The sequence below is a fragment of the Acinetobacter sp. YH12106 genome (assembly GCF_013418995.1).
Taxonomy (GTDB): domain Bacteria; phylum Pseudomonadota; class Gammaproteobacteria; order Pseudomonadales; family Moraxellaceae; genus Acinetobacter; species Acinetobacter pseudolwoffii.
The window spans coordinates 155,018-177,656 of sequence record NZ_VPAV01000004.1 but is presented as its reverse complement, the minus strand read 5'-3'; the positions used below and the strand labels follow the sequence as shown (position 1 = coordinate 177,656).

Below are 22,639 nucleotides of genomic sequence, written 5' to 3'. Positions count from 1 at the left end.
GAAAGTTGGGTGTATTTCTTCATTGTGTGCTTTCCAATTGCGAGTTGAAAAAGTCCAATGATTCTACGAATACACCTAACTTTTTCAACTAACTACAAATGTGTCGCACTTGAGATTTGAATCTGCGGAATATAAAATGTAACGACTGGTATAAAAAGGCAATTTTTGCCAATTCACTTGATAGTTCCCGTATTCATGTGCGTTAAAAAACAGGCTTCTCCTCCCTGTTAACTATTTCACTGCTGCAAAAAAGGCATCCCGAAGGATGCCTTTTCTGAAAATTAGATATATTTCATCTAAACCCGATTATTTTGCTGCTTCACCCCAAGCAGGAACAACTGCTTGCATTAAAGATTTAAGCATTTTCATTGAACAAGCCAAAACTTGACCATTTTCCATAGAGTCGCTACCACCACGTGCATCAACTACAGTACCGCCTGCTTCTTTCACGATCAATTCGCCCGCTGCGATATCCCAAGGTTTTAAACCAAGTTCGAAGTAAGCATCAAAACGGCCTGCAGCAACATAGGCTAAATCCAATGCCGCAGAACCTGAACGACGATATTGCGCGCCAGCTTCAGTCACGTTTAACAAACTTTGAAAATGGTTCTTGGCATAAGATACAACTTCGCCATTACGTTTAGCACGGTAAGCGTGACCAACAGCCATAAAGGTATTTTCCAGACTGTCTTTGACATTCACACGAATACGACGCTGGTTCATCATGGCACCACGACCACGACTGGCAGAGAATAGCTCATCTTTCACCGGGTCATAAATCACCCCGTGTTGAGTAATGCCTTTGTGCTGAACTGCGATAGAGATACAGAAATGCGGGAAACCGTTAATGAAGTTTAAAGTACCATCCAGTGGATCGATCACCCAACACCAATCGGCGTCGTGACCATTACCTTCCTGATAGCCAAACTCTTCACCAAGGAAACTGTGATTTTTATAGCTTTTACGTAGGGTATCGATGGTCAACTGCTCCAAATAACGATCTACACGCGTTACTGGACCATCAATTCCTTTTTCTTCGACTTGTAGATCGAGTTTATGACGATTCTGATGCGCTTTTAAAAGCTCTTGACCAACTAACTGAGCCGCACGCGCAGCCATCACCACCATAGGTTCCATTGAACACCCACTACAAATTTAAAGAAACTGATAAAGAATAATGCATAAAAGCCCCGATATCTTAGCAAATATCAGGGCTTTTTTGGAGAAAATGTGTCTAAAATTTTTAAGAACTTATGACAAAACGCTTTGCCCCAAGGCTGACCAGGCTTGATTCATTGATTTTTCAATACCTTGCGCATCCAATCCGGCCTGCTGCAACATTTGTGCATGCGTGGCCTGAGCCATAAACGTGTCGTCTAAACCAAGATTCAGCAGCGGTTTCACAATCTGTGCTTCTGCCAGATATTCATTCACAGCACTACCCGCACCGCCCATCACGGCATGTTCTTCTACTGTCACAAACAGACTGGTGCTTGATGCCAGATCATCCAGCATTTGCGTATCAAGAGGTTTGATAAAACGCATGTTCACAACACGCACACCAATCTCATGTTTCACTGCAAAGGCTTCAGCGGCGTCGACTGCGGCCTGTACCCGGCTGCCAAAAGCCAGCACAGAAATATATTCGTCACACTGCGCATTAAAGCTGGCGACAATTTCCGCCTGACCGATTGGAATTTCAAGCATCTTTTGCTGGATATCCACCCCTAAGCCATTACCACGTGGATAACGCACAGCTGCCGGCCCAGGATATAAATAAGCGGTATGCAGCATTTGACGACATTCATTTTCGTCTTTTGGTGCCATGATCACGATATTCGGGATCGTCCGCATATAGGCATAGTCATAGGCACCGGCATGGGTCGGGCCATCTTCACCGACCAGACCAGCACGATCAATACCGAAGGTCACATCCAGATTTTGTAAGGCCACATCGTGTACCAGCTGGTCATAACCACGTTGCAGGAAGGTCGAATAAATTGCCACGACCGGCTTTAAGCCTTCACAGGCCATGCCCGCAGCCAGCGTCACGGCATGCTGCTCTGCAATCGCGACATCGAAAAAACGTTCCGGATATTCTTTGGCAAACTGCACCATACCTGAGCCTTCGCACATGGCCGGTGTAATCGCGAGCAAGCGCGAGTCCTGTGCTGCTTCATCGCAGAGCCACTGTCCAAATACATCCGAATATTTCGGTGCAGTCTTGGCAGCGGTAATGGCATTAAGCTTGCTAATCGCGTGATATTTGATTTGATCCGATTCGGCCGGCGCAAAGCCCTTGCCCTTTTTAGTATAGATATGAATCAGACGTGGGCCTGTACGCTTTTTCAGCGCTTTAAATACATGCACCAGTTGTTTGACATCATGACCGTCATAAGGGCCGAAATAGTCAAAGCCGATGGCTTTAAACAGGTTATCTGCGGCATCAGTCGCGGCACAGTGCAAGCGTGAGTTATACAGCCACTCCGGATGCGGCTGTACGTAAGCTTCACCTTCCTCGGTAATATTAACGAATTCACCGCGCTCCCAGATCGCCGCCAGATGCTTGGCAAAACCGCCAGTACTGCAAGAAATCGACATGTCATTGTCGTTCAGCACCACCATCAGATCGGCATTGTGCGCAACGGCATCGTTCAAGGCTTCAAAGGCCATACCCGCCGTCATGGCGCCATCGCCAATAATCGATACCACTTCACATGGCTTGTTCTGGTAGCGACGTGCCAAGGCCATGCCCAGACCAGCAGAAATTGCCGTCGAAGAATGCCCTACCCCAAAGGTATCAAATTCAGATTCTTCACGTGCTGGAAAGGCTGCCAGACCATCTTTGGCCCGGATAGTGGTGAGCTGTTCACGACGGCCGGTCAATGCCTTATGCGGATAGGCCTGATGCCCCACATCCCAGATCAGACGGTCATGTGGAGTATTGAAGCAATAGTGCAGAGCCACCGTAAGCTCAATAACACCGAGGTTGGCACCAAAATGTCCACCACTTTGCCCGGCAGCATACAAAATGAATTGACGTAACTCATCTGCCACTTGCGCTAGCTGGCTTTGCTCGAGTAAACGTAGTTGCTCAGGATGATTGATCGTATCCAGCAACGGTGTTACAGGGCGTTGAGTAGGGATTTCTGTATACAGCATATTATGGCAAAGCCTTCTAAAGCCTGGCAAATCTAAAGCTAGGTCAATGGGGAGTACCCGATCATATAGCTGAATTGTAGCAGCTTCAATTCAGCTACGCTTCTAGCGATGCAATATTAAACAATGATCTCATCGGGGTGAAAAAATCGCAGGCTACGATTATCCTGAATAATCTTACTATTTATCAACTATTATCGTCTGCTTTCTACAAAAAAGAAAATCTAATACAGAATTTCGACTTTGCAATTCTACCAATGTTCAATCATTACGCTATACTTTAGCCACTTTCAGGATTTAACGGGTTCAGCTGTGCCAATCGAATTTGTCGCAACGTCAAGATTACCTACCGCTCACGGTGAATTTAAAATTACTGTATTTCAAGACCCTAAGACTGGCGAAGAACATGTCGCGCTATCTAAAGGACTTGAAGAAGTTTCTGACGAGCCAGTCGTGGTTCGTGTACATTCTGAATGTTTAACCGGTGATGCCTTTGCTTCACTGAAATGTGACTGTGGCCCGCAATTGCAGGCGACTTTAAAGCTGATCAATGAGTTAGGTCGCGGGGCGATTCTGTATTTGCGTCAGGAAGGACGCGGTATTGGCCTGACCAACAAGATTCGTGCCTATGCCCTGCAAGATCAGGGACATGATACGGTCGATGCCAATTTAATGCTGAACCTGCCGGCTGATGCACGTCAATATGACATGTGCAGCATTATGCTGGATCATTTGCAGGTCAAAGCGGTACGTCTGGTGACCAACAATCCTTTAAAAATTGAAGCTTTAAAAGCCCAAGGGATTAATGTGGTCGATCGGGTGCCCCTCACCGTCGGCTTAAATCCGTTTAATGAGCAATATCTCAAAACCAAACATGAACGTATGGCGCATCTTTATCAGAAGGATGATTTTTAAATCCTCCCCTTAATAAATCCCTCCAAACCTCCCTTTCTTGCGCTTCGACTTAAAGCAATGCTTAAGTCTTGCTCAGGGAGGCTTTTCCTTCTTTCAAAAAGAGGAGAAAACTCCCTCCTTTCTTAAAGGAGGGCTGGGGTGGATTAAGTATTAAATCGTCATCGAAAAAATCCGGTTCTCCGGCATGCGTCGCTTTAAACGTAAATCAAAAGCCATACAAATATTACGTACAAATGGTTTCCCTTTCTCCAAAATCGTGACTGATGAGTCTGTCATTTGAATCAAACCATCCTGTGCCATTTCTTTAAGCTGTTCCACCACCTGATCGATTTCAGGGAAAAATAGCTCGGGTTTTTCCCATGAGGTACTAAAGCTGCACATCAAATTCAGAATATGCTGACGAATAATCAAATCTTCCTGATTTAAGACATGTCCTTTAAATACCGGAATTTCATTGCGAGCTAAACAGGCATAATATTCTTCAATAGTTTTCACATTCTGGGCAAAGCTGTACCAGCTATCACTGATCGAAGAAATTCCTAAACCGATCATCACTTGAGCTTTAGAGGCGGTGTATCCCATAAAATTGCGGTGTAATGTTCCAGCTTGAAAGGACTGGTACATGCCATCTGTATCTAAAGCAAAATGATCCATGCCAATTTCATGATAGCCATGCGCCAGCAGTTTCTTTTTGGCCGCTTCATAACATTCACGTTTGATTGCATCTTTGGGTACATCAGCATCTTTAAAACCGCGCTGGCCATTGCCTTTAATCCAAGGCACATGTGCATAGCTATATAAAGCCAAACGATCCGGCAGAAGTGAATTGGTTTGCTCAATGGTGTTTAAGACATCGTCCAGATGCTGAAAAGGCAAGCCAAACACCAAATCATGCGAAATCGACTCATAGCCAATTTCACGCGCCCATTCGGTTACCTGTTTGACATGTTCATAGGGCTGAATCCGGTGAATGGCTTTTTGCACGGTTTCATTATAATCCTGCACCCCATAACTGACCCGGCGAAAGCCCAGATCATACAAGCCTTGCAAATGCTCACGCGTGGTATTGTTCGGATGCCCTTCAAAACTGAATTCATGCACAGGCGCTATGTCTGCTTTGGCCAAAATACCTTGAATCAGTTGAGTCAAATGCTCAACAGAAAAGAAAGTCGGTGTTCCCCCACCCAAATGAATTTCTTTAATGACCGGCTTATCTTTCAGCAACTCACAATACAAATCCCATTCTTTCAGCACTGCCTGAATATAGGGCTGTTCCATTTCATGTTTTTTCGTGACTCGCTTATGACACCCGCAAAAAGTACACAGACTTTCGCAAAATGGCAGATGGATATACAGGCTGATGCCTTCACTTTGATTGGATTCAGTAAAGGATTTTTTCAGCGTTTGCTTCCATTGTTCCAGTGAGAAATTCTGCTCTTCCCAATATGGAACGGTCGGATAACTGGTATAGCGGGGACCGGGAACATTATATTTTTGAATCAGGGAATTGACCTGTACCGACATGACACCCACCTATTACCATCGAGAAATGCTCAAACCCATGAGCGCTTGCAAGTTATTGTGCGGAGCTTGAAAAAAGAATTCAACCTAGCCATTTGGTCGGATTTAATACCCCATTCTGTCCATCAATACTCAAATTTAAAGCCTGGTTCAATCCACTACATTGCTAAATAGACCTTAATCTTTGACTGATTTTATGCTTTGATGTAGCTAGTTTTTTATTTCCCTACGAGGCTCTGATGCAGCATCCTACATCTGCGGATATTCAACGCGTTCGTGAATTTCTCCTCGACTTGCAGGCACGGATTTGTGCAGCACTGGAACAACAGGAGCGTGCTGGCGGCGGTACGGCCGAATTTATCATTGATGACTGGGAACGTCCTGAAGGTGGTGGTGGCCGTTCGCGTGTCTTGCAAAATGGTACCGTGATTGAGAAAGGCGGGGTGATGTTCTCCCATATCAATATTTCCAAACTGCCCGCTTCAGCCACTGAACGCCATCCCAATATTGCCGGTGCCAAGGCGCAAGCGATGGGTGTATCGCTGGTCATCCATCCGAAAAATCCGAATGTACCGACCTCACATGCCAACGTGCGTTTATTTGTTGCAGAAAAAGAAGGGCAAGATCCAATCTGGTGGTTTGGTGGCGGTTTCGACCTGACGCCCTTCTATCCAAATGATAAAGATGTCCTTTCGTGGCATCAGACGGCGCATGATCTGTGTGCGCCATTTGGTGAAGAGATTTATCCTGAACATAAACAATGGTGTGATGATTATTTCTATTTAAAACATCGTGATGAACAGCGTGGTGTCGGCGGGTTATTCTTTGATGATCTGAATCAGTGGGATTTTGATACCTGTTTCCAGTATATACAGGCCGTAGGCAATGGTTATCTAGAGGCGATTCTGCCGATTTTCCAGCGTAATCAGGATAAGCCTTATACCGAAGCACAACGCGAGTTCCAGTTGTATCGTCGTGGCCGTTATGTCGAATACAATCTGGTTTATGACCGCGGTACGCTATTTGGTTTGCAGACCGGCGGCCGAATTGAATCAATCTTGGTGAGCTTGCCTCCGCTGACCGGCTGGTCCTATCGTCCTGAATGGGATGAAGGCTCGCCGGAAAAGCGTTTGACCGATTACTATCTGAAACCCCATGACTGGCTCACAGAATTAAAATCAACTGCAATGAAATGATACAAACAGCCCTCAAATAGAGGGCTGTTTTAATCCATTATTCCTCTATACTGCTGCAGAGTAATCCCTGATTTGGTCGCGGCATCCTATCGCTACATCGATCACAATCTATTAGATGTCTAGTGAGAATAACAATGCATCATCTTCAATTAAATCTTCCTGTTTTTGCCTTTTGGCTTTTTCTGGCTCTCGCCATCAGTGCGATGAGTACCGCCGTTTTGAGTCATAATCTGCTTCTGGATGGCGCGGCTATTCTGGTGAGTATCCTGACTGTGGTCGGAGCTGTGCTTAGTATGGCGCTGGTATTTGCAGAACATATTATGGACATCTGCAGTTCCTAAACCGCACTTCCAGCCCCCTTATTTAAAACAGCGCAGGCTTTAGTCCCTGCGCTTTTTCACGTATATTGATGCTCATTTCAGCACATGGACATTGTGAAATGAGCAAACAATTTGCCGTGATTGGTAATCCGATTGAACAGTCACGCTCTCCAGAATTGCATCATGCTTTTGCAGCAAAAACCGGAATTGATCTAAATTACAGCAAACGTCTGGCGCCACTGGATGGCTTTGAGGCCAATATTCAGGAGTTTTTTGCCCATGGCGGAATCGGGATGAATGTCACCGTGCCGTTTAAAGAGCAGGCTTTTGCCCAGTGTCAGGTGCTCAGTGAGCGAGCCAAAATTGCCAAGGCAGTGAATACCCTGTGGATGAAAAATGGTATTTTGCATGGCGATAATACTGATGGTCAAGGTCTGGTCGATGCGATTCGTGCACTCAACTGGCCGCTGGAAAATACCAACATCCTGATTATCGGTGCAGGCGGCGCAACCCGTGGCGTGATCTATCCTCTCGCCCAGGCAGGCGCAAAAAAAATTGTGATTGCCAATCGCACCTTGGCACGCGCTGAACAACTGGTTGCGGATCTGCAGGATGCTGTAGCGCAGCTCGAATTACAGGCTATTTCACTAGAACATCTTGCAGGTGAGTTTGATCTGGTGATCAATGCCACTTCAGCCAGTCTCAGCGGTGATGCTTTGCTGCTTCCAGAAGCCTTACAGTTTAACTATGCCTATGAAATGGCCTATGGCAAGCCTTCCTCCTTCCTTGATCAGGCCAAAGCACGTGCTGTGCCAACATCTGAAGGCTTTGGCATGCTGGTCGGTCAGGCACTGGAATCTTTTTCTATCTGGAATGGCATCAAACCAGATTTAAAAGATTTTCTATAAATATCCAGTTATTTTGACCAGAGAATTCGGGTTGTAACAACAATCCGAATTGATCTTAACTCCATTATTAAAGACTAAAAATTCAGCTACTGGATTTAATGACATTTTTAACTTGAATTTTTTATTGATAACAATTGAGTACAATTCATACAAAAGTAGCACTAGACAATCTGGTGTTCAATTCATTAAAGTCCAATCAGATAAGAAGTTTTCAACCTTTCTGTACGCTGACAGCCAGAAGATGAAATCATCCGATTTTATTGGTTGGCTCTAAGACTCGATTCGCTTTTCTGACATTTTTATTTGCTTGCCTTATCAATGTTTTTTTATCTCAAATATGAATAATCAAAGAATCGATACAGATAATCCAAAACTATTTTAATCAGGATTAAACGCATGCCAGCATATAAAGCCCCTTTACACGACATTCGCTTCCTTATGAATGAAGTGCTCGATTACCCTGCGCACTACCAGAATTTGTCGAATGGTGAATATGCCGATACCGACACGGTAGACATGATCTTGGAAGGTGCAGCAGATTTCTGTGAAAACGTACTTTCACCTCTGAATGAAAGCGGTGATGCTGAAGGCTGTCATTTTGAAAATGGCGAAGTGAAAACGCCTAAAGGCTTTAAAGACGCTTATGATCAGTTCGTCCAAGGTGGCTGGCAAGGTCTGTCTTATCCTGAAGAGTTTGGTGGTCAAAACCTGCCAATGTCTTTAAACCTGATCAAATCGGAAATGATGGGAACTGCAAACTGGTCATTCCAGATGTATCCGGGTTTAAGCGTGGGCTGTATCAATACCATTATCCAGTACGGCACCGATGAGCAGAAGAATACCTATCTGCCACATCTGGTTGCGGGTACTTGGGCTGGCACCATGTGTCTGACTGAACCGCAATGTGGTACCGACTTGGGTCAGGTTAAAACCAAAGCCGAGCCGCAAGAAGATGGTACGTATGCCATTTCAGGAACCAAAATCTTTATTTCCGCAGGCGAGCACGATCTCACTGAAAATATCGTACATATCGTGCTGGCGCGCCTTCCGGATGCACCGCAAGGTACTAAAGGCATTTCACTGTTTATCGTACCGAAATTTATTGCTGCTGCCGATGGTGGCATCGGTGAACGCAATCCAGTCAATTGCGGTTCGATTGAACATAAAATGGGGATTCGCGCCTCAGCAACAGCCGTGCTGAATTTTGACAAGGCCACGGGTTACTTGATTGGTGAACCAAATAAAGGCTTGCATGCCATGTTCACCTTCATGAACACTGCGCGTATTGGTACTGCGATTCAAGGCATCTGTCATGCGGAGTTATCCTTCCAAGGTGCTCTGCCGTATGCCAAAGAACGTATGTCGATGCGCGCCCTGTCTGGCAAAAAAGATCCGGAAAAAGTGGCGGATGCCATCATTCATCATGCCGATGTACGCCGTATGCTGTTGACGCAAAAAGCCATTGCCGAAGGTGGCCGTGCCATGATTTATCATGCTGCGCAAATTGCCGACAACATGAATGATGCTTTATTGCGCGGCGATACCGCTGCCTTTGAACAGCATGATGATCACTTAGGTTTCTATACCCCGATTCTAAAAGGCTTCCTGACTGAAATGGGCTATGAAGCATCGAATCATGGTATGCAAGTCTTTGGTGGTCATGGCTATATCAAAGAATGGGGCATAGAACAGATTGTACGTGACTCACGTATCTCTACCTTGTACGAAGGAACGACAGGTGTACAGGCACTCGATCTGATCGGTCGTAAAGTACTGTTAACCTCGAAAGGCAAAGTGATTCGTGATTATACCGCTGAAATCCTGAAATTTTGTGGTCAGCATGCGCGTAATAAATATATGCGCCGCTTTGCCTGGGATCTCACCAAGCTATGTGCCCAGTGGAATGCATTAACTGTTCGAATCATGCTGGCAGCCCGTAAAGACCGCGACATCGTCTCTTCTGCTTCAGTCGATTTCCTGATGTTCTCGGGCTATGTGATGATGGCATACTTCTGGGCGCAGCAAGCTGCAGTTGCCTCAGCCAAACTGGCTTCTGGCGATGGCGCAGAAGTACCTGAGTTCTATAAAGCAAAAATCAAAACCGCTGATTTCTATTTCGAACGTATTCTGCCTCGTACCCAAGGTCATGCTGAAGCGATGGTGAATCCATCCAAAACCATGACCGCACTGGCGCCAGAGCACTTTAGTTTTGATTACTAAGCTGTAAATTGAATTACAAAGAGCGCTTCGGCGCTCTTTGTATTGAGAGCTACCCTTTCAAAACCCTAAAAACACTGATCTGAATACAAAATATACAGGTTTAATTTTATATTTTTCAATAGCCTAATAAATTAGATAAATAAAACGCTTGTATATCTCAAAATAAGCGGTATGATAGTCCCAACTAGAAAAATTCTTGTTTTGGTTAGTTTCTTTTAAGTATCGCAGTTTTAGTCATAAACCTTCGTATTACAGATCAAAAAGCTCCATCCTTTTTATTTTTCAAAGTTACAGTTAGTCATCTGAAATTTTGGCTATAAATTCATACGATTCAATAGGTTACATTATGTCTAATACAGTTAACGGTACAGTAAAATGGTTCAACGAAACTAAAGGTTTCGGTTTCATTCAACAAGAATCAGGTCCAGACGTTTTTGCTCATTTCAGCGAAATCACTGGTTCAGGTTTCAAAACTTTAGTTGAAGGCCAAAAGGTTTCTTTCAGCGTAGCTCAAGGTCAAAAAGGCCCTACAGCTGTAAATATCGTTGCTCTATAATTTAGAAGCAAGATATTGAAAAAAAGCACTCTTAGAGTGCTTTTTTTGTGCTTGTAATTTCTCTTATTCAGCTCTAGCTTTTAAAGATTATTTGTTTGATCTAAAAACCGGTGTGCTCTATGCCAAGCTAAAAATTCCTGATCTGGTAAAATCTGCACAATAAAAAACCCTCATATAGATTTATGAAGGTCTTTGAAAAATGTTCAGAAAATAAAAATCAGTTAAAGAAATTCTTCCAGTACCGAATTTAAGAAGATATGCCCCTGCTCGGTACATGCAAGCCGGTTTTGGTCATCGATCATTAATTTTCTTTTACGTAAAGAGCTTAATAAATCTTGTAAAGTATCCAAACTTTGACCAGTACGCTCGATATAAAATTTAGCCTCTACGCCCTGATTTAAGCGTAGCGCATTCATCATAAACTCAAATAGCATCTCTTCAGCTTCAATACGCTTAAACTGCAAATGTTCAGCAGGTACTTTGGCTAAGTAATCCTTAGGTAAGCGGGTTTTCTGGAAACGATATACGCCATCAGGTTGAGTCACTTTGCCATGTGCACCCGCACCAATCGCCAGATAATCGCCGAATTGCCAATAATTCAGGTTATGCGCTGAAGGTAATTCTTTACGCCAGGCAGAAACTTCATAATTGATAAAGCCTTGAGCTTTGAGATAAATTTCGCCCTGCTCCTGAATCTCTTCAAGTACATCATCTACCGGTAGAATAGGTTGGGTACGGAAAAATACCGTATTCGGTTCAATCGTCAGCTGATACCAGGAAATATGTGTCGCGCCATTTTCTACCGCAAGTTTTAAATCATGCAAGGCCTGATCTAAAGTCTGTTCAGGCAAGCCATGCATTAAATCGACATTAATTCGTCGAAAGCCTGCTTCACGCGCCAATCCAATCGCAGAAATCGCATCTTCATTGCTGTGAATCCGACCCAAGCGTTTAAGATGGTCAGTATTAAAACTCTGCACCCCAATCGACAAACGGTTAATGCCGGCCTGCAAATAACCTGCAAATGGGTCATGCTCTACCGTACCAGGATTTGCTTCCAGCGTAATTTCACAGCCTTCTGCAAAGGGAATAATGGCTTGCAACTGATCAAATAGCCATTGATAACCTTGAGCAGAAATCAGCGACGGCGTACCGCCACCAATAAATACACTATGAATCTGACGGCCTTGGGCAAAATCGACCTGCGTTTTAAAATCCTCAACCAAGGCATGTAAATATTCCTGTTCTAGTTCCAGTGATAATTCACCATCAGGAACAGCATGCGAATTAAAGTCACAATACGGACATTTGCGCACGCACCATGGCATATGAATATATAAAGACAATGGGATAACAGCAGGATTCAATTCAGCCAAAGAACTACTCAAAAACGACTACAAGATATAGCTGAATTTTAACATGACTCGACAGCAACACTGCTAAAATTAAAATGATCACCGGGTTATATCTAAAAACTCAAATAGAATTAGACAGTTAAAATTATGAAAATATCTTCTCAATTGATTATTTTACTTCCTTTAGTCTTTGCAATTGGTGTTTTGCTGACGCTTCAAACCGCAATTAACACACAACTGAAAGAATATTTATATTCTCCTATGCAAGCTGCATTTTTTTCCTTTTTGATTGGTACAATAGTGCTCGCTGTGATTGTACTTTTTCAGTCCAACCCCAAACCCGGTGTACAGGAATTAATGAATGTTCCCTGGTATTTATGGCTTGGGGGCATCGTGGGTGTCTACGCGATTAGCATGAGCATTTATGCAGCCCCAAAACTTGGCTTTCTGGTGCTTAGCGGCCTGATTATATTTGGTCAGATGGCCATGTCGATGCTGGTCGATCATCTGGGTTTATTGGGCAACGAAAAAATGCCGATTAACTGGCAACGTCTTTTAGGCGGCGGAGTAATTTTTATTGGTGTGCTTCTCACTTTACAACGCTAAACCCCTCTATTTAAGCACATGATCACGATGAGTAATTTTTGTGTCGAATGTTACACCGGTTACGACCTTTGGTTTTGAATTAAAAAAACTGTTTCATCTGATGTTACCTATTCTGGTGACCCAATTTTCCCAGGCAGGTTTGGGCCTGATTGATACCATTATGGCAGGTCATCTGTCTGCGACCGATCTTGCAGCAATTGCAGTCGGGGTGGGTCTGTGGATTCCGGTGATGCTGCTGTTTAGCGGCATCATGATTGCCACGACACCCTTGGTGGCTGAAGCGAATGGCGCACGTACCCCTGAAAAAATTGCCACCATTGCCCGTCAGTCACTTTGGGTGGCCCTGATTCTGGGGATTATTGCTGGCCTGATTTTGCAGCTGTTGCCAGCGACTTTACCAATCTTAGGTGTACCGGAAAGCTTGCAGCCTAAAGCCGGTTTATTCCTGCATGCAATTGGTTTTGGTATGCCGGCAGTGACTATGTATGCCGCCTTACGTGGCTATTCAGAAGCGATTGGTCATCCACGCCCGGTGACCGTCATCAGCCTATTGGCACTGGTATTGCTGGTTCCACTGAACTATGTATTTATGTATGGAATTGGCCCTGTTCCAGCCTTGGGTAGTGCCGGCTGTGGTTTTGCTACGGCAATTTTACAGTGGTTAATGGTCATTACTCTGGCACTGTATATTTTTAAGAATAAAGCCTATCAACACACCCAGCCGTTTACTCATTGGGAAAAAATCAACCCGGAATGGATGAAACGCATCTTGCAGCTTGGTCTGCCGATCGGACTGGCGATTTTCTTTGAGGTCAGTATTTTTAGTACTGCGGCGATCGTGCTCAGCCCTTTGGGAGAAACCATTGTTGCTGCGCATCAGATTGCCATTTCAGTGACCTCACAGCTGTTTATGATTCCAATGTCACTGGCGATTGCCCTGACCATTCGGGTCGGCACCTATTATGGCGAACAGAACTGGCAGGCAATGCGTAAAGTGCAATATCTCGGCCTGATCACTGCCACTATTCTGGCAATCCTGACCATGATTTTGCTTTGGGTGTTCCGTAATGAAATCGTGGCGCTCTACACCTCGGATATGATCGTGACCCAAATCGCGGTCTATCTGATTCTGTTTGCGATTGCTTATCAACTGATGGATGGCTGGCAGATCAGTGCAGCAGGTTGTCTGCGTGGGATGCAGGACACCAAAGGCCCTATGTGGATCACCATGCTGGCTTACTGGGTGATTGCCTTCCCGGTCGGGGTGTATCTGTCCCGCTTTACCGACATGGGCGCAGCCGGTGTCTGGGTTGGCCTGATTGTGGGTCTGAGTGTGGCCTGTGTACTTTTATTAGCTCGTTTATATGGCAACAATAAACGTTTAAGTCTCGACCACTCAATGCGTTCAGCCGATTAATTCAAGCTGGAAAATGCGCTGCGATTCAGGATCCAGCGCATTTTTTAATGCTTTGGAAATCTCTGATTCGTCTATCACATCTTTGATCAGCAGCGGCTCTACAACCACCTCCGTGCCATTAAAGCGCATGGTGGGTGAATCATCTAACTTAGGTCCTGTATTTAAGGTTTAAGTGATACGCACACAAAAATACACATCATCTTGAGCAGTAAAATATCGATAGACTTTCATTGAATTTTCTTCATTACTGCGAGTTGTTTTATTTATACTTTTGGGACTAAAACAACCTTTAGTATGATTATGCAGCCTGACCTAAAACAATGATGTATTCAGGAATCTTGTTTGGGTTTAAGTACAGGAGATGAAGGAAAATCTTCTGATAAATCAAAGATCATGCACCAAAGATGGAGAAGTTAAAGAAAATCACAACACAACCTCTACAATTAAATCTAGGCAATTGAATCTTTGTCACCTATGATCAAATACATCAAATAATTGTTGGTTTCAAGGAATCTCGCATGGCAAAAACGGCTAGCACACCCGGTCGTCGCTTTATGAAACTTGCCGGAATGACCGCAAGTATTGCAGGTAAAACCCTATCCAATTCAATTAAAAATTTAACTGCCGACGAAGAGCAAAAAAATACTGCGCGCAGCAAATTATTTCAGGATATTGGTATACAAATCGCGGATACCTTGGGAGAAATGAAAGGCGCGGTCATGAAAGTTGGTCAGATCGCCTCGCAATATAAAGATATTTTTCCACCCGAAGTTGCCAAAGCCATTGCCAAATTGCAACGTCAGGCACCGCCCATGCCATTTAAGGACATTCAGGCGCAAATTGAAAAGGAACTCGGTAAACCTTTACAGCAATTATTTCAACAGTTTGATGAACAACCTTTTGCCGCAGCATCGATTGGTCAGGTACATAAAGCCACTTTACCCAATGGCCAGCAAGTGGTGGTCAAGGTGCAGTATCCGGGGGTCGATGAAGCCTGTGAAAGTGACCTGAAACAGGTACGTCTGGCGCTACGCATGATGGGCGTTTTAAAGATTGACCGTAAACTTCAGGATCAGTTATTTAAAGAAATCCAGCATAGTCTGGACAATGAGCTCAACTATGAAATTGAAGCTCAGAACCTAGAAGTTGCCCGCGCCTTCCATGAATCCCTGGATCATAAAATTGTGATTCCACAGGTTTTTCATGAATATTCTTCACGGCATATTCTAACCTTGAGTCAGGAAATGGGAGAAAGTATTGAAACCGCCAGCACCTGGCCACAGGAAACCCGCAATGCCTTAGGGCGCCGTCTGCTGCGTGCGATTGGTCAGGAAATTTTTTATCTGAAACGCTTTCACTGTGACCCGCATCCGGGCAACTTTGCCTTTCGTGAAGATGGCTCTGTGATTGTTTATGATTATGGTGGCGTTAAGACTCTTTCGACTGAAGTGATTGGGCATTTCCGGGAACTTATTCATGCCGCACGCGAGAAGAATATTCCCGTGATTGAGCAACAGTTAGATGCGCTGCATTCCTTGACTGAAACCGGAAAATTCCCGACTGAATTGTATGAACAATGGCTGGAAGTTCTGATGCGTCCACTGGTCACCCATTATGATTTTGCTGAAAACTCGGCCCATCATGATGGCATGGAGTTGCTCAAACCTTCTCTAAAATATTGGGATGTGTTTAAGCCATCTCCAGATACGCTCATGGTGAACCGGACAATTTCAGGACAATACTGGAACCTGATTCATTTAAAAGTTCATGATGATCTGAGTGATGTATTTGAAGAACTGGTGCCGAGTCGAAGTTAATTTTGACCCTAAAGGCTTACACGCTGTAACTCTAGATAACTTGAAATATCAAATGTTATATTATAACATTTCATTAAGAATCATGAGGGAATTATATATGCGTCCAGATATTCATCCAGCGTATCGTGAAGTGTTATTTCATGACACCAATGCCGATACTTATTTTGTGATTGGCAGCACAATGAACTCTAGCCAGACTAAAGAATATGAAGGTAAAACATATCCTTATGTCACGCTTGATATTTCAAGTGCTTCTCATCCCTTCTATACTGGCGAGCAGCGTCAAACCAGCAATGAAGGTCGCGTGGCAAGCTTTAATAAACGTTTTGGCCGCTTTAAACGTGGCTAAAACTAAAAACCGTCGATTATCTTGATCTTCAAATCGTGGTTTATGTCAGGAAATAACCTCCAGTTTCCTGACTTTTTTATGTCTGTTTCAGCTTTGAGCCAAAGCCAGTGAAGTCAAGTAAAAACCCAGCGCCAGAACGATAATTCCAACAATTACACTCGACAGCGCATACAATAGAGCTAAACCTACGGCGCCATGTTTCAAAAGCTGAAAGCTTTCCAGACCAAAACTGGAAAATGTGGTAAATCCGCCCAGTATCCCCACCATTAAAAACAGACGTGCTTCCTGTTGCAGCATTGGATATTTTTGGCTACAGGCAAAAAAGATCCCTGCACATAAGCAGCCCAGAATATTGACCCACCAAGTCGGCCAAGGAAATTGCATCTGTGGTTTTAGCAACCAGAGCCCTGCTGCATACCGTAAACTGGCACCCACTGCCCCACCGATTGCCACCCAAAGCCAGCCCATATACGTTCCTATTCTATTTATTGATCCAGTTGATTTGATCCGAAATTTCAAATTAATTATGAATCATTTTCATGATTATCTTGAACTGAAAACCTATTAAATACCATGGAACTTCGCAAGAAAATTGCTATATTCATCGCATCGAAATTTTTATTGATTGCAAAGGGAAAACAGCATGGCACAAGATTTATTGGCACAATTGGCCGCAGGTGAGGCAAAATTTGCAGATGTGATTGCCTATATCGAAGCGCGTTATACCCATACCCCGACTGCATTTAAAAATGGCCAGCAGAGCAATGCAACCACTGAAAACCAAGGCAGCGCCAAAGTTTTTGCCTTTGCACGACTCAATGGGCTGGATCAGGCCCAAACCTTAAGCCTGTTTGCCGAGCACTATGCAGCTGTACAAGCGACGCCTCAAGCCAGCGATCATCAGAATATCCGCCAGTTTATGCAAAATGGCTGGGATGGCATTGCATTTGAAGGTCAGGTTTTAACTGCTAAATAAAGTTTATCAATATATAAAACCGCTCATAAGAGCGGTTTTATATAGGCATCTAAATAGCAAATTTTAATTTAGCTTTTCCCAACCTGTTCAATCCACTGAATTGAACTGACACGGAATACCTCACAGGCGCCATCACCGGTATCCGTCGGGGTCAATGAAGAAGTCCAGACCAGATCTTTATCACGCACTTCAACCAGCTCACCCTGCATACGCACCAGATCACCACGTTTCACCTTTTTAATGGCCTTGGCAATTTCAGGATTGGCCGGAATGATATGCATATTGGACACCATCTGCTTGGCTTGTTCTACCGGCACGGGCACCCGATCCATTTTCCAGTTCAGATAACGGTCATATTGATTGACACTAATATGTCGGGCAATTTCAGGTTCAGCAAACAGGCCCCAACTCACCGCATAATCAATCGGAGAGAATTTGGCCTGCGGATCAGCGCTATAGACTTTGGAACCCAAAATACGGAAATCACCTTTAAAAGGCTGCAAGACGGAAATCGACTGTCCTTTGACCACAGGTGGCAAACCTTTGGCAATATTGTGATCGACCGAGCTATAGCTGGAAATAGGCAGCAACAAACCGGCCAACAAAGCATAATGTTTAAAGTGTTTGAACATCATTTTTAATCTAATCCTAATCGAGTTGATCAAACGTTTTAAGGATATCTTCCTTGATCTTACGTATTTTTTAATGAATAAACAGTTGAACTTGGTAACAAACTGGGTGTATTTAGTCAGCTTGGGCATTCCCGAATATTGTATTTTTCAGTTAAGCTAAAATACATTCAGATTAAATTAAAACAACCCAAATGCTGTATCAACTTTATCAACAACACATCTTTCCGCACCTTTTAAATCAGGTGATGCAAACGCCGTCCTTGATGGATTTACGCCGTGAATTGCTTTTGAACATTTCTGGTGAAGTACTGGAAATTGGTTTTGGTACAGGGCTGAATCTGCCTTTCTATCAAGAAGTAGATCTGGTCTATGCCGTAGAACCCAATCCGGCCATTTTCAAGCTGGCAGAACCGCGCATCCAGCAGGCTGCTTTTCAGGTTGAACATAGTCTAGAACATGTGATCTCGACCTGGACGCTGTGTAGTATTGCTGACCTCAGCCAAAGTCTGCGTGAGATTTATCGTGTGCTACAACCGGGCGGTCACTTGCATGTGGTCGAACATGTGCTGAATCGACAAAATTTAAATATCCAGCGCCTGCAGCATTTACTCACCCCGATTCAGAAGAAAGTCGCAGATGGCTGTCATTTAAACCGAGATATTGAAACTGCCTTACTGGAAACTGGTTTTGAAATTGAAGAATTGAATTATATCAATGCCACAGGGATTCCGAAGATTGGCCAGCGTATGCTGCTGGCTCGACTGCGTAAACCGCAAGGCTAATTTATTTTCGTTTTGCCGTTAATGTTGCTGCAACTGAGTCACACGCAGCAACTGACAATGGGCATGATATTCCGAGCCTGTACCCACCTGAAATTCCTGTCCCGTGCTTCCTGAATGTACTGTGACCAGATCACCGCTGAGTGTAATCTTCTGCCCTGATTTTAGCCTGCGAATCTGATTGGCAATTTTCTCGTTGGCAGCGATCAGACTAAAATGCTGGACATGCGTGCTGAGAAATTCAGCTTCAGCCTGGCTGATTTGCTCCTCGATTTGATAACAGCGTTTTGCTTTATCAAATGCTAATGTTGCCTGCATGACTGGCAGTGACTGACTGAGCAACAGCACATCAATATTACTGACATAGGCCAGATCATTAAAATGTCCGACCATAGGGCTGGCCTGATGCAAGACACGACGATTCGGTTTAACAAAACGTTTATCATGCACAGTAAATGTAGCTGAAATGGGCTGAATCGGCTCTACCGAAAAGTTTTTCAAGACACCTCGTTCTTCCAGATGTGGGATCGCACGAAAAAACTCATTCCAGACCCACAGTCCCAGCATAAACAGCAGCGCAGTGATCAGTAATTTCTGCATAATTTCTTATTCTTTCCTTGGTTGTGCTCAATCATCGAAATCAATCCGGATGGTTTCAAAACGCACCCGCCCTTCCTGAACTGCACGGGCAATGGCTTGCTGGCCTTTAGTCAGACGCGCTCCGCCACTTTTGATATCAATCAATACCACTTCAATATCCTCTGCTTCGCCTTCGCCGTCTCTGAAATCGCTGTAGCCATCAAAGACCACATAATCGACAGGATCGCCCAGAAACTTGGCATCACTGGGCAGATATTGAAATTCCGGCATGATCGGTGCGAGCTGTTCCGCCATTTTGCCTTTCAGGACTGCCCTGCTGGTATTGACACTGCGTTTTTGCGCGGCGATCAATGCCTGCTGATGTTCTAGTTCCAGCTCGGCAATATACTGCTCATATTCAGCCTTGATGCGTCCATTGCGTGTCTGACTTAAAATAATGGTGGTCAGCACCACCCCGATACATGTGCCAATCAGCATGGCCATCCATATGGACATTCAATCTTCCTAATTTACTTTATTTTTTCAGCGCAACATTCGACTGAAGTTGAAAACATCAGCCATTGGTACGCTTGAAAAGAATGATATGCTAGGCAGGAACAGAATAAAATCACCTTGAGTCATGAAAACAATTTTAGTTGCGAATCAGAAAGGCGGTTGTGGCAAAACCATGACAGCTATTAGTTTAGCGTCAGCACTCGCACAAAAAGGTTATAAGGTGGCGCTGGCCGATGCCGATAACCAGAAATCGGCATTGCAATGGCTCAAGCAACGTCCGGAACAGGCAGCACAGATCCAAAGTCTGGACTGGCGCAATCACAAATCCATTGGTGATGCACCGAAGCAGATTGAGTATCTGATCATTGATGCACCGGGAGCGTTGACTGAAGATCATGCCGAGCAGCTGATCAGTGAAGCGCATGCGATTATTATTCCGATCCAGCCTTCATTTTTTGATATTGATTCGACCCGCCGTTTTCTCAAGCATTTGCAGGATATTAAGCGGATTCGTAAAGGCAAGGTTGAAATTTTACTGTTGGCCAACCGTACCAAACCGAATGCAGCCAGTAATCAGGACATACAGCAGTTTTTTGACAAGATCGACCAGCAGCCGGTGGCCTGGATTTCAGAACGTGCACCTTATAGCCGTCTGGCTATGGAAGGTCTGTCAGTCTTTGATAAACCTCAAAAAATCTATCGGGAATTACAGGATCAATGGCAACCGGTGCTGAATGCCATTATCGATGATCCCAGTCAGTGGTTTTAAGCCAGTCCGCTGAATCCTAACACTGCTTTGGGAAAATAATCACGCTACTTACCAAGCCGTCATTTTCGATCGCTTTTTTTTCAGTTAATATGCCTGAACACGACCTAAAAAATGAGCCATTAAATTCAGTGCAACAGTACGCGCCTACATTACAAAAAGTCTTATTATTTGGATTGTTCTTTATCCTGATTTTTTTGAGTTTTCATATACTCAAATATTTCATCATCCCTGTAGTTTGGGCAGCGATTATCGCCTATATGACTTGGCCCTTGTATCAGTCGGTGTTACGCCTATGCGGCAATCGGCCAACGCTGAGTGCCACCATGATGATTCTGGCCGTGATTCTGGTGTTTGGTCTGCCATTTATCTTCGCCATTTTTATGTTGCAGCATGAAGGTCGTAATCTGTATTTTGAATTGCAGCGACAGGTCTTTTCCGGTCATCTGGATGTACCGGATTTTATTCGTGGCCTTCCGATTATCGGCAAGGAAATTAGCCGAACTTTAAATGAAATCAATACCGATCCAAACAGTATCGCGCTATCGATCTCGAGCTGGATTCAAGGTCATCTGAATTACGGCAAAGTGGTATTGAATGAAGTCAGTAAAAATATCTTTAAATTGTGTTTTGCGATACTTTCGCTGTTCTTTTTCTACCGTGATGGTCAGACCATTTTAAATCAGGTGCGTAAAGCTTTTGAGATGGTGGTCGGGCCACGTGTGCATCATTATTTTTCTACCATTTCTGCCACTACACGTGCGGTGGTCTATGGCGTTGGTTTGACTGCAATTGCCCAGTCTTTATTGGCAGGTCTGAGTTATTTTGTCGCGGGTGTGCCAAATCCGATGGTCTTGACCATTGTGACCTTTATTTTCGCTCTGATTCCTTTTGGCCCACCGGTGGCTTATAGCGCAGTATCACTGTGGCTCTTTTCACAGGGACAGACGATTGAGGCGATTGGGGTGATGGCTTGGGGTGTCTGTATTGTCAGTACGGCCGACAACGTAATTCGTCCACTGGTGATTTCTGGCGCAACACAAATTCCATTCCTGTTGATTATGTTTGGTGTTCTGGGCGGTATTGCCAGTTTTGGTCTGGTCGGCGTCTTCATTGGTCCAGTGATTCTTGCAGTCTTGCTGGCAATTTGGCGTGAATGGTTACATGAAAGTAATTTGAATGAACCCTTAATGATGCCTAAAGCCACCATGGCACATGACATCGATCCGCAGACCGAAGACACACCGCCCAAAGCACCTTAAAGCACAAATTGAGTCGACTTAAACAAAACAAAACATTTAAGTACTGATTCTATATAGAGCTTCTGATCTTGCTCTGTTTCAATAGATTTACAAAACAGAATAAAGATCAGGATGCCAATACCATGTCTTCATTGTTTAAAATTACGACACTTTGTGCGCTCAGTGCTGCACTTTTCACAGGTTGCGCCTCGACTTCTCCATCGAATGAACTGGTCAGAGCCGTGACTGTAAATGCAGTAACCGCTGAGGGGATAGGTCAAGAGATTGGCACCGTATTACTCAGTGACAGTCCAGCCGGTCTGGTGATACGTACCAACCTGAAACAGCTCCCTGCCGGTGAGCGAGGTTTCCATATTCACGAAAATGGTTCATGTGCACCCGCCATGAAAGATGGCAAGATGGGTGCAGCACTGGCTGCCGGTAGTCATTACAATCCGAACCAGTCACCCAATCATGGTACGCCGGTGACCGGTCACCTCGGTGATTTGCCTGCATTAAAAGTCAATACTGACGGTACTGCCCGTGTCACCCTGCTTGCACCACGTTTGAAACTGGCGGATCTTCAGGGTCGTGCCATTATGGTTCATGCCGGCGGCGACAACTATTCTGACACCCCCTTACCATTAGGTGGTGGTGGCGACCGCATTGCATGTGGTGTGATCTAAACAGATTAATGTAGATATAAAAAGAAAAAGACGGGCAATCTGCTCGTCTTTTTTCATGAAATTTTCTTTAGAGTTGGCATCTAAATAACTTTTTTACTATAGATCAGTTTATTGCCGGAAAACTT

Annotated in this window: 24 protein-coding genes; 15 read left to right on the top strand and 9 right to left on the bottom strand. The window is 44.3% G+C overall.

The window, feature by feature from the left end; all coding sequences use genetic code 11:
• Positions 1 to 306 precede the first annotated feature (306 nt).
• On the bottom strand, positions 307 to 1,137 hold the full coding sequence (locus FTU45_RS06060) for an inositol monophosphatase family protein (RefSeq protein WP_180076126.1): 831 nt from the start codon (positions 1,135 to 1,137) through the stop codon (positions 307 to 309).
• A 114-nt stretch (positions 1,138 to 1,251) separates the two neighbouring features.
• Positions 1,252 to 3,162, bottom strand: a complete 1,911-nt coding sequence (gene dxs, locus FTU45_RS06055; RefSeq protein WP_074383592.1) for a 1-deoxy-D-xylulose-5-phosphate synthase — start codon at positions 3,160 to 3,162, stop codon at positions 1,252 to 1,254.
• A gap of 309 nt (positions 3,163 to 3,471) precedes the next feature.
• Here dxs and ribA point away from each other — a divergent pair, with 309 nt between their 5' ends.
• On the top strand, positions 3,472 to 4,074 hold the full coding sequence (gene ribA, locus FTU45_RS06050; protein ID WP_005094196.1) for a GTP cyclohydrolase II: 603 nt from the start codon (positions 3,472 to 3,474) through the stop codon (positions 4,072 to 4,074).
• A 150-nt stretch (positions 4,075 to 4,224) separates the two neighbouring features.
• Here ribA and hemN read toward each other — a convergent pair whose 3' ends face one another.
• Complete coding sequence (hemN, locus tag FTU45_RS06045) at positions 4,225 to 5,598, bottom strand: oxygen-independent coproporphyrinogen III oxidase (RefSeq protein ID WP_180076125.1); 1,374 nt, start codon at positions 5,596 to 5,598, stop codon at positions 4,225 to 4,227.
• Between the two features lie 236 nt (positions 5,599 to 5,834).
• Here hemN and hemF point away from each other — a divergent pair, with 236 nt between their 5' ends.
• From hemF to FTU45_RS06020, 5 genes are all read left to right on the top strand, one after another.
• Positions 5,835 to 6,791 (top strand): oxygen-dependent coproporphyrinogen oxidase, encoded by a 957-nt coding sequence (gene hemF / locus FTU45_RS06040; RefSeq protein ID WP_100357829.1) that lies wholly within the window; start codon positions 5,835 to 5,837, stop codon positions 6,789 to 6,791.
• 134 nt (positions 6,792 to 6,925) lie between these two features.
• Positions 6,926 to 7,132 (top strand): hypothetical protein, encoded by a 207-nt coding sequence (locus tag FTU45_RS06035; protein WP_005094202.1) that lies wholly within the window; start codon positions 6,926 to 6,928, stop codon positions 7,130 to 7,132.
• Positions 7,133 to 7,230: 98 nt separating this feature from the next.
• Complete coding sequence (gene aroE / locus FTU45_RS06030; RefSeq protein ID WP_005094203.1) at positions 7,231 to 8,019, top strand: shikimate dehydrogenase; 789 nt, start codon at positions 7,231 to 7,233, stop codon at positions 8,017 to 8,019.
• A gap of 396 nt (positions 8,020 to 8,415) precedes the next feature.
• Positions 8,416 to 10,239 (top strand): acyl-CoA dehydrogenase C-terminal domain-containing protein, encoded by a 1,824-nt coding sequence (locus FTU45_RS06025; protein WP_180076124.1) that lies wholly within the window; start codon positions 8,416 to 8,418, stop codon positions 10,237 to 10,239.
• 346 nt (positions 10,240 to 10,585) lie between these two features.
• A complete protein-coding gene (locus FTU45_RS06020) occupies positions 10,586 to 10,795 on the top strand; it encodes a cold-shock protein (protein ID WP_004281542.1) in 210 nt (69 codons plus the stop codon).
• Positions 10,796 to 11,016: 221 nt separating this feature from the next.
• Here FTU45_RS06020 and hemW read toward each other — a convergent pair whose 3' ends face one another.
• The gene (gene hemW / locus FTU45_RS06015) at positions 11,017 to 12,171 is read right to left on the bottom strand and encodes a radical SAM family heme chaperone HemW (RefSeq protein WP_180076123.1); all 1,155 of its coding nucleotides are present in this window, start codon (positions 12,169 to 12,171) and stop codon (positions 11,017 to 11,019) included.
• Between the two features lie 126 nt (positions 12,172 to 12,297).
• Here hemW and FTU45_RS06010 point away from each other — a divergent pair, with 126 nt between their 5' ends.
• Complete coding sequence (locus FTU45_RS06010; RefSeq protein WP_005094208.1) at positions 12,298 to 12,756, top strand: DMT family transporter; 459 nt, start codon at positions 12,298 to 12,300, stop codon at positions 12,754 to 12,756.
• 40 nt (positions 12,757 to 12,796) lie between these two features.
• Positions 12,797 to 14,173, top strand: coding sequence for an MATE family efflux transporter (locus tag FTU45_RS06005; protein WP_373685741.1), 1,377 nt, complete (start codon positions 12,797 to 12,799; stop codon positions 14,171 to 14,173).
• Here FTU45_RS06005 and FTU45_RS15615 read toward each other — a convergent pair.
• The gene (locus tag FTU45_RS15615) at positions 14,162 to 14,302 is read right to left on the bottom strand and encodes a hypothetical protein (protein ID WP_005094217.1); all 141 of its coding nucleotides are present in this window, start codon (positions 14,300 to 14,302) and stop codon (positions 14,162 to 14,164) included. The genes FTU45_RS06005 and FTU45_RS15615 overlap by 12 nt on opposite strands.
• A gap of 389 nt (positions 14,303 to 14,691) precedes the next feature.
• On the opposite strand from FTU45_RS15615, the gene FTU45_RS05995 reads away from it, so the two are divergent.
• Positions 14,692 to 15,990, top strand: coding sequence for an AarF/ABC1/UbiB kinase family protein (locus tag FTU45_RS05995; protein ID WP_180076122.1), 1,299 nt, complete (start codon positions 14,692 to 14,694; stop codon positions 15,988 to 15,990).
• Positions 15,991 to 16,087: 97 nt separating this feature from the next.
• Positions 16,088 to 16,339 (top strand): type B 50S ribosomal protein L31, encoded by a 252-nt coding sequence (locus FTU45_RS05990; protein ID WP_005094222.1) that lies wholly within the window; start codon positions 16,088 to 16,090, stop codon positions 16,337 to 16,339.
• Positions 16,340 to 16,426: 87 nt separating this feature from the next.
• On the opposite strand, the gene crcB is transcribed toward FTU45_RS05990, so the two are convergent.
• Positions 16,427 to 16,807 (bottom strand): fluoride efflux transporter CrcB, encoded by a 381-nt coding sequence (gene crcB / locus FTU45_RS05985; RefSeq protein WP_004281556.1) that lies wholly within the window; start codon positions 16,805 to 16,807, stop codon positions 16,427 to 16,429.
• Between the two features lie 175 nt (positions 16,808 to 16,982).
• Between crcB and FTU45_RS05980 the strand changes: the two genes are divergently transcribed.
• Entirely contained in the window at positions 16,983 to 17,315 is a 333-nt protein-coding gene (locus FTU45_RS05980; protein ID WP_159138641.1) for a HopJ type III effector protein, read from the top strand.
• Between the two features lie 68 nt (positions 17,316 to 17,383).
• Here FTU45_RS05980 and FTU45_RS05975 read toward each other — a convergent pair whose 3' ends face one another.
• Complete coding sequence (locus FTU45_RS05975; RefSeq protein WP_034608360.1) at positions 17,384 to 17,947, bottom strand: hypothetical protein; 564 nt, start codon at positions 17,945 to 17,947, stop codon at positions 17,384 to 17,386.
• Positions 17,948 to 18,138: 191 nt separating this feature from the next.
• On the opposite strand from FTU45_RS05975, the gene FTU45_RS05970 reads away from it, so the two are divergent.
• Complete coding sequence (locus tag FTU45_RS05970) at positions 18,139 to 18,729, top strand: class I SAM-dependent methyltransferase (RefSeq protein WP_180076121.1); 591 nt, start codon at positions 18,139 to 18,141, stop codon at positions 18,727 to 18,729.
• 18 nt (positions 18,730 to 18,747) lie between these two features.
• On the opposite strand, the gene FTU45_RS05965 is transcribed toward FTU45_RS05970, so the two are convergent.
• Both FTU45_RS05965 and FTU45_RS05960 read right to left on the bottom strand, forming a co-directional pair.
• Positions 18,748 to 19,326: a hypothetical protein gene (locus FTU45_RS05965; RefSeq protein ID WP_074383599.1), complete on the bottom strand. Its 579-nt coding sequence runs from the start codon at positions 19,324 to 19,326 to the stop codon at positions 18,748 to 18,750.
• A gap of 27 nt (positions 19,327 to 19,353) precedes the next feature.
• Entirely contained in the window at positions 19,354 to 19,821 is a 468-nt protein-coding gene (locus tag FTU45_RS05960) for a Holliday junction resolvase-like protein (RefSeq protein ID WP_180076120.1), read from the bottom strand.
• Positions 19,822 to 19,945: 124 nt separating this feature from the next.
• Between FTU45_RS05960 and FTU45_RS05955 the strand changes: the two genes are divergently transcribed.
• From FTU45_RS05955 to sodC, 3 genes are all read left to right on the top strand, one after another.
• Positions 19,946 to 20,590 (top strand): ParA family protein, encoded by a 645-nt coding sequence (locus tag FTU45_RS05955; protein ID WP_180076119.1) that lies wholly within the window; start codon positions 19,946 to 19,948, stop codon positions 20,588 to 20,590.
• 128 nt (positions 20,591 to 20,718) lie between these two features.
• Positions 20,719 to 21,849 (top strand): AI-2E family transporter, encoded by a 1,131-nt coding sequence (locus FTU45_RS05950; protein WP_373685740.1) that lies wholly within the window; start codon positions 20,719 to 20,721, stop codon positions 21,847 to 21,849.
• Between the two features lie 122 nt (positions 21,850 to 21,971).
• Entirely contained in the window at positions 21,972 to 22,514 is a 543-nt protein-coding gene (gene sodC / locus FTU45_RS05945; RefSeq protein WP_180076117.1) for a superoxide dismutase family protein, read from the top strand.
• Positions 22,515 to 22,639: the final 125 nt, after the last annotated feature.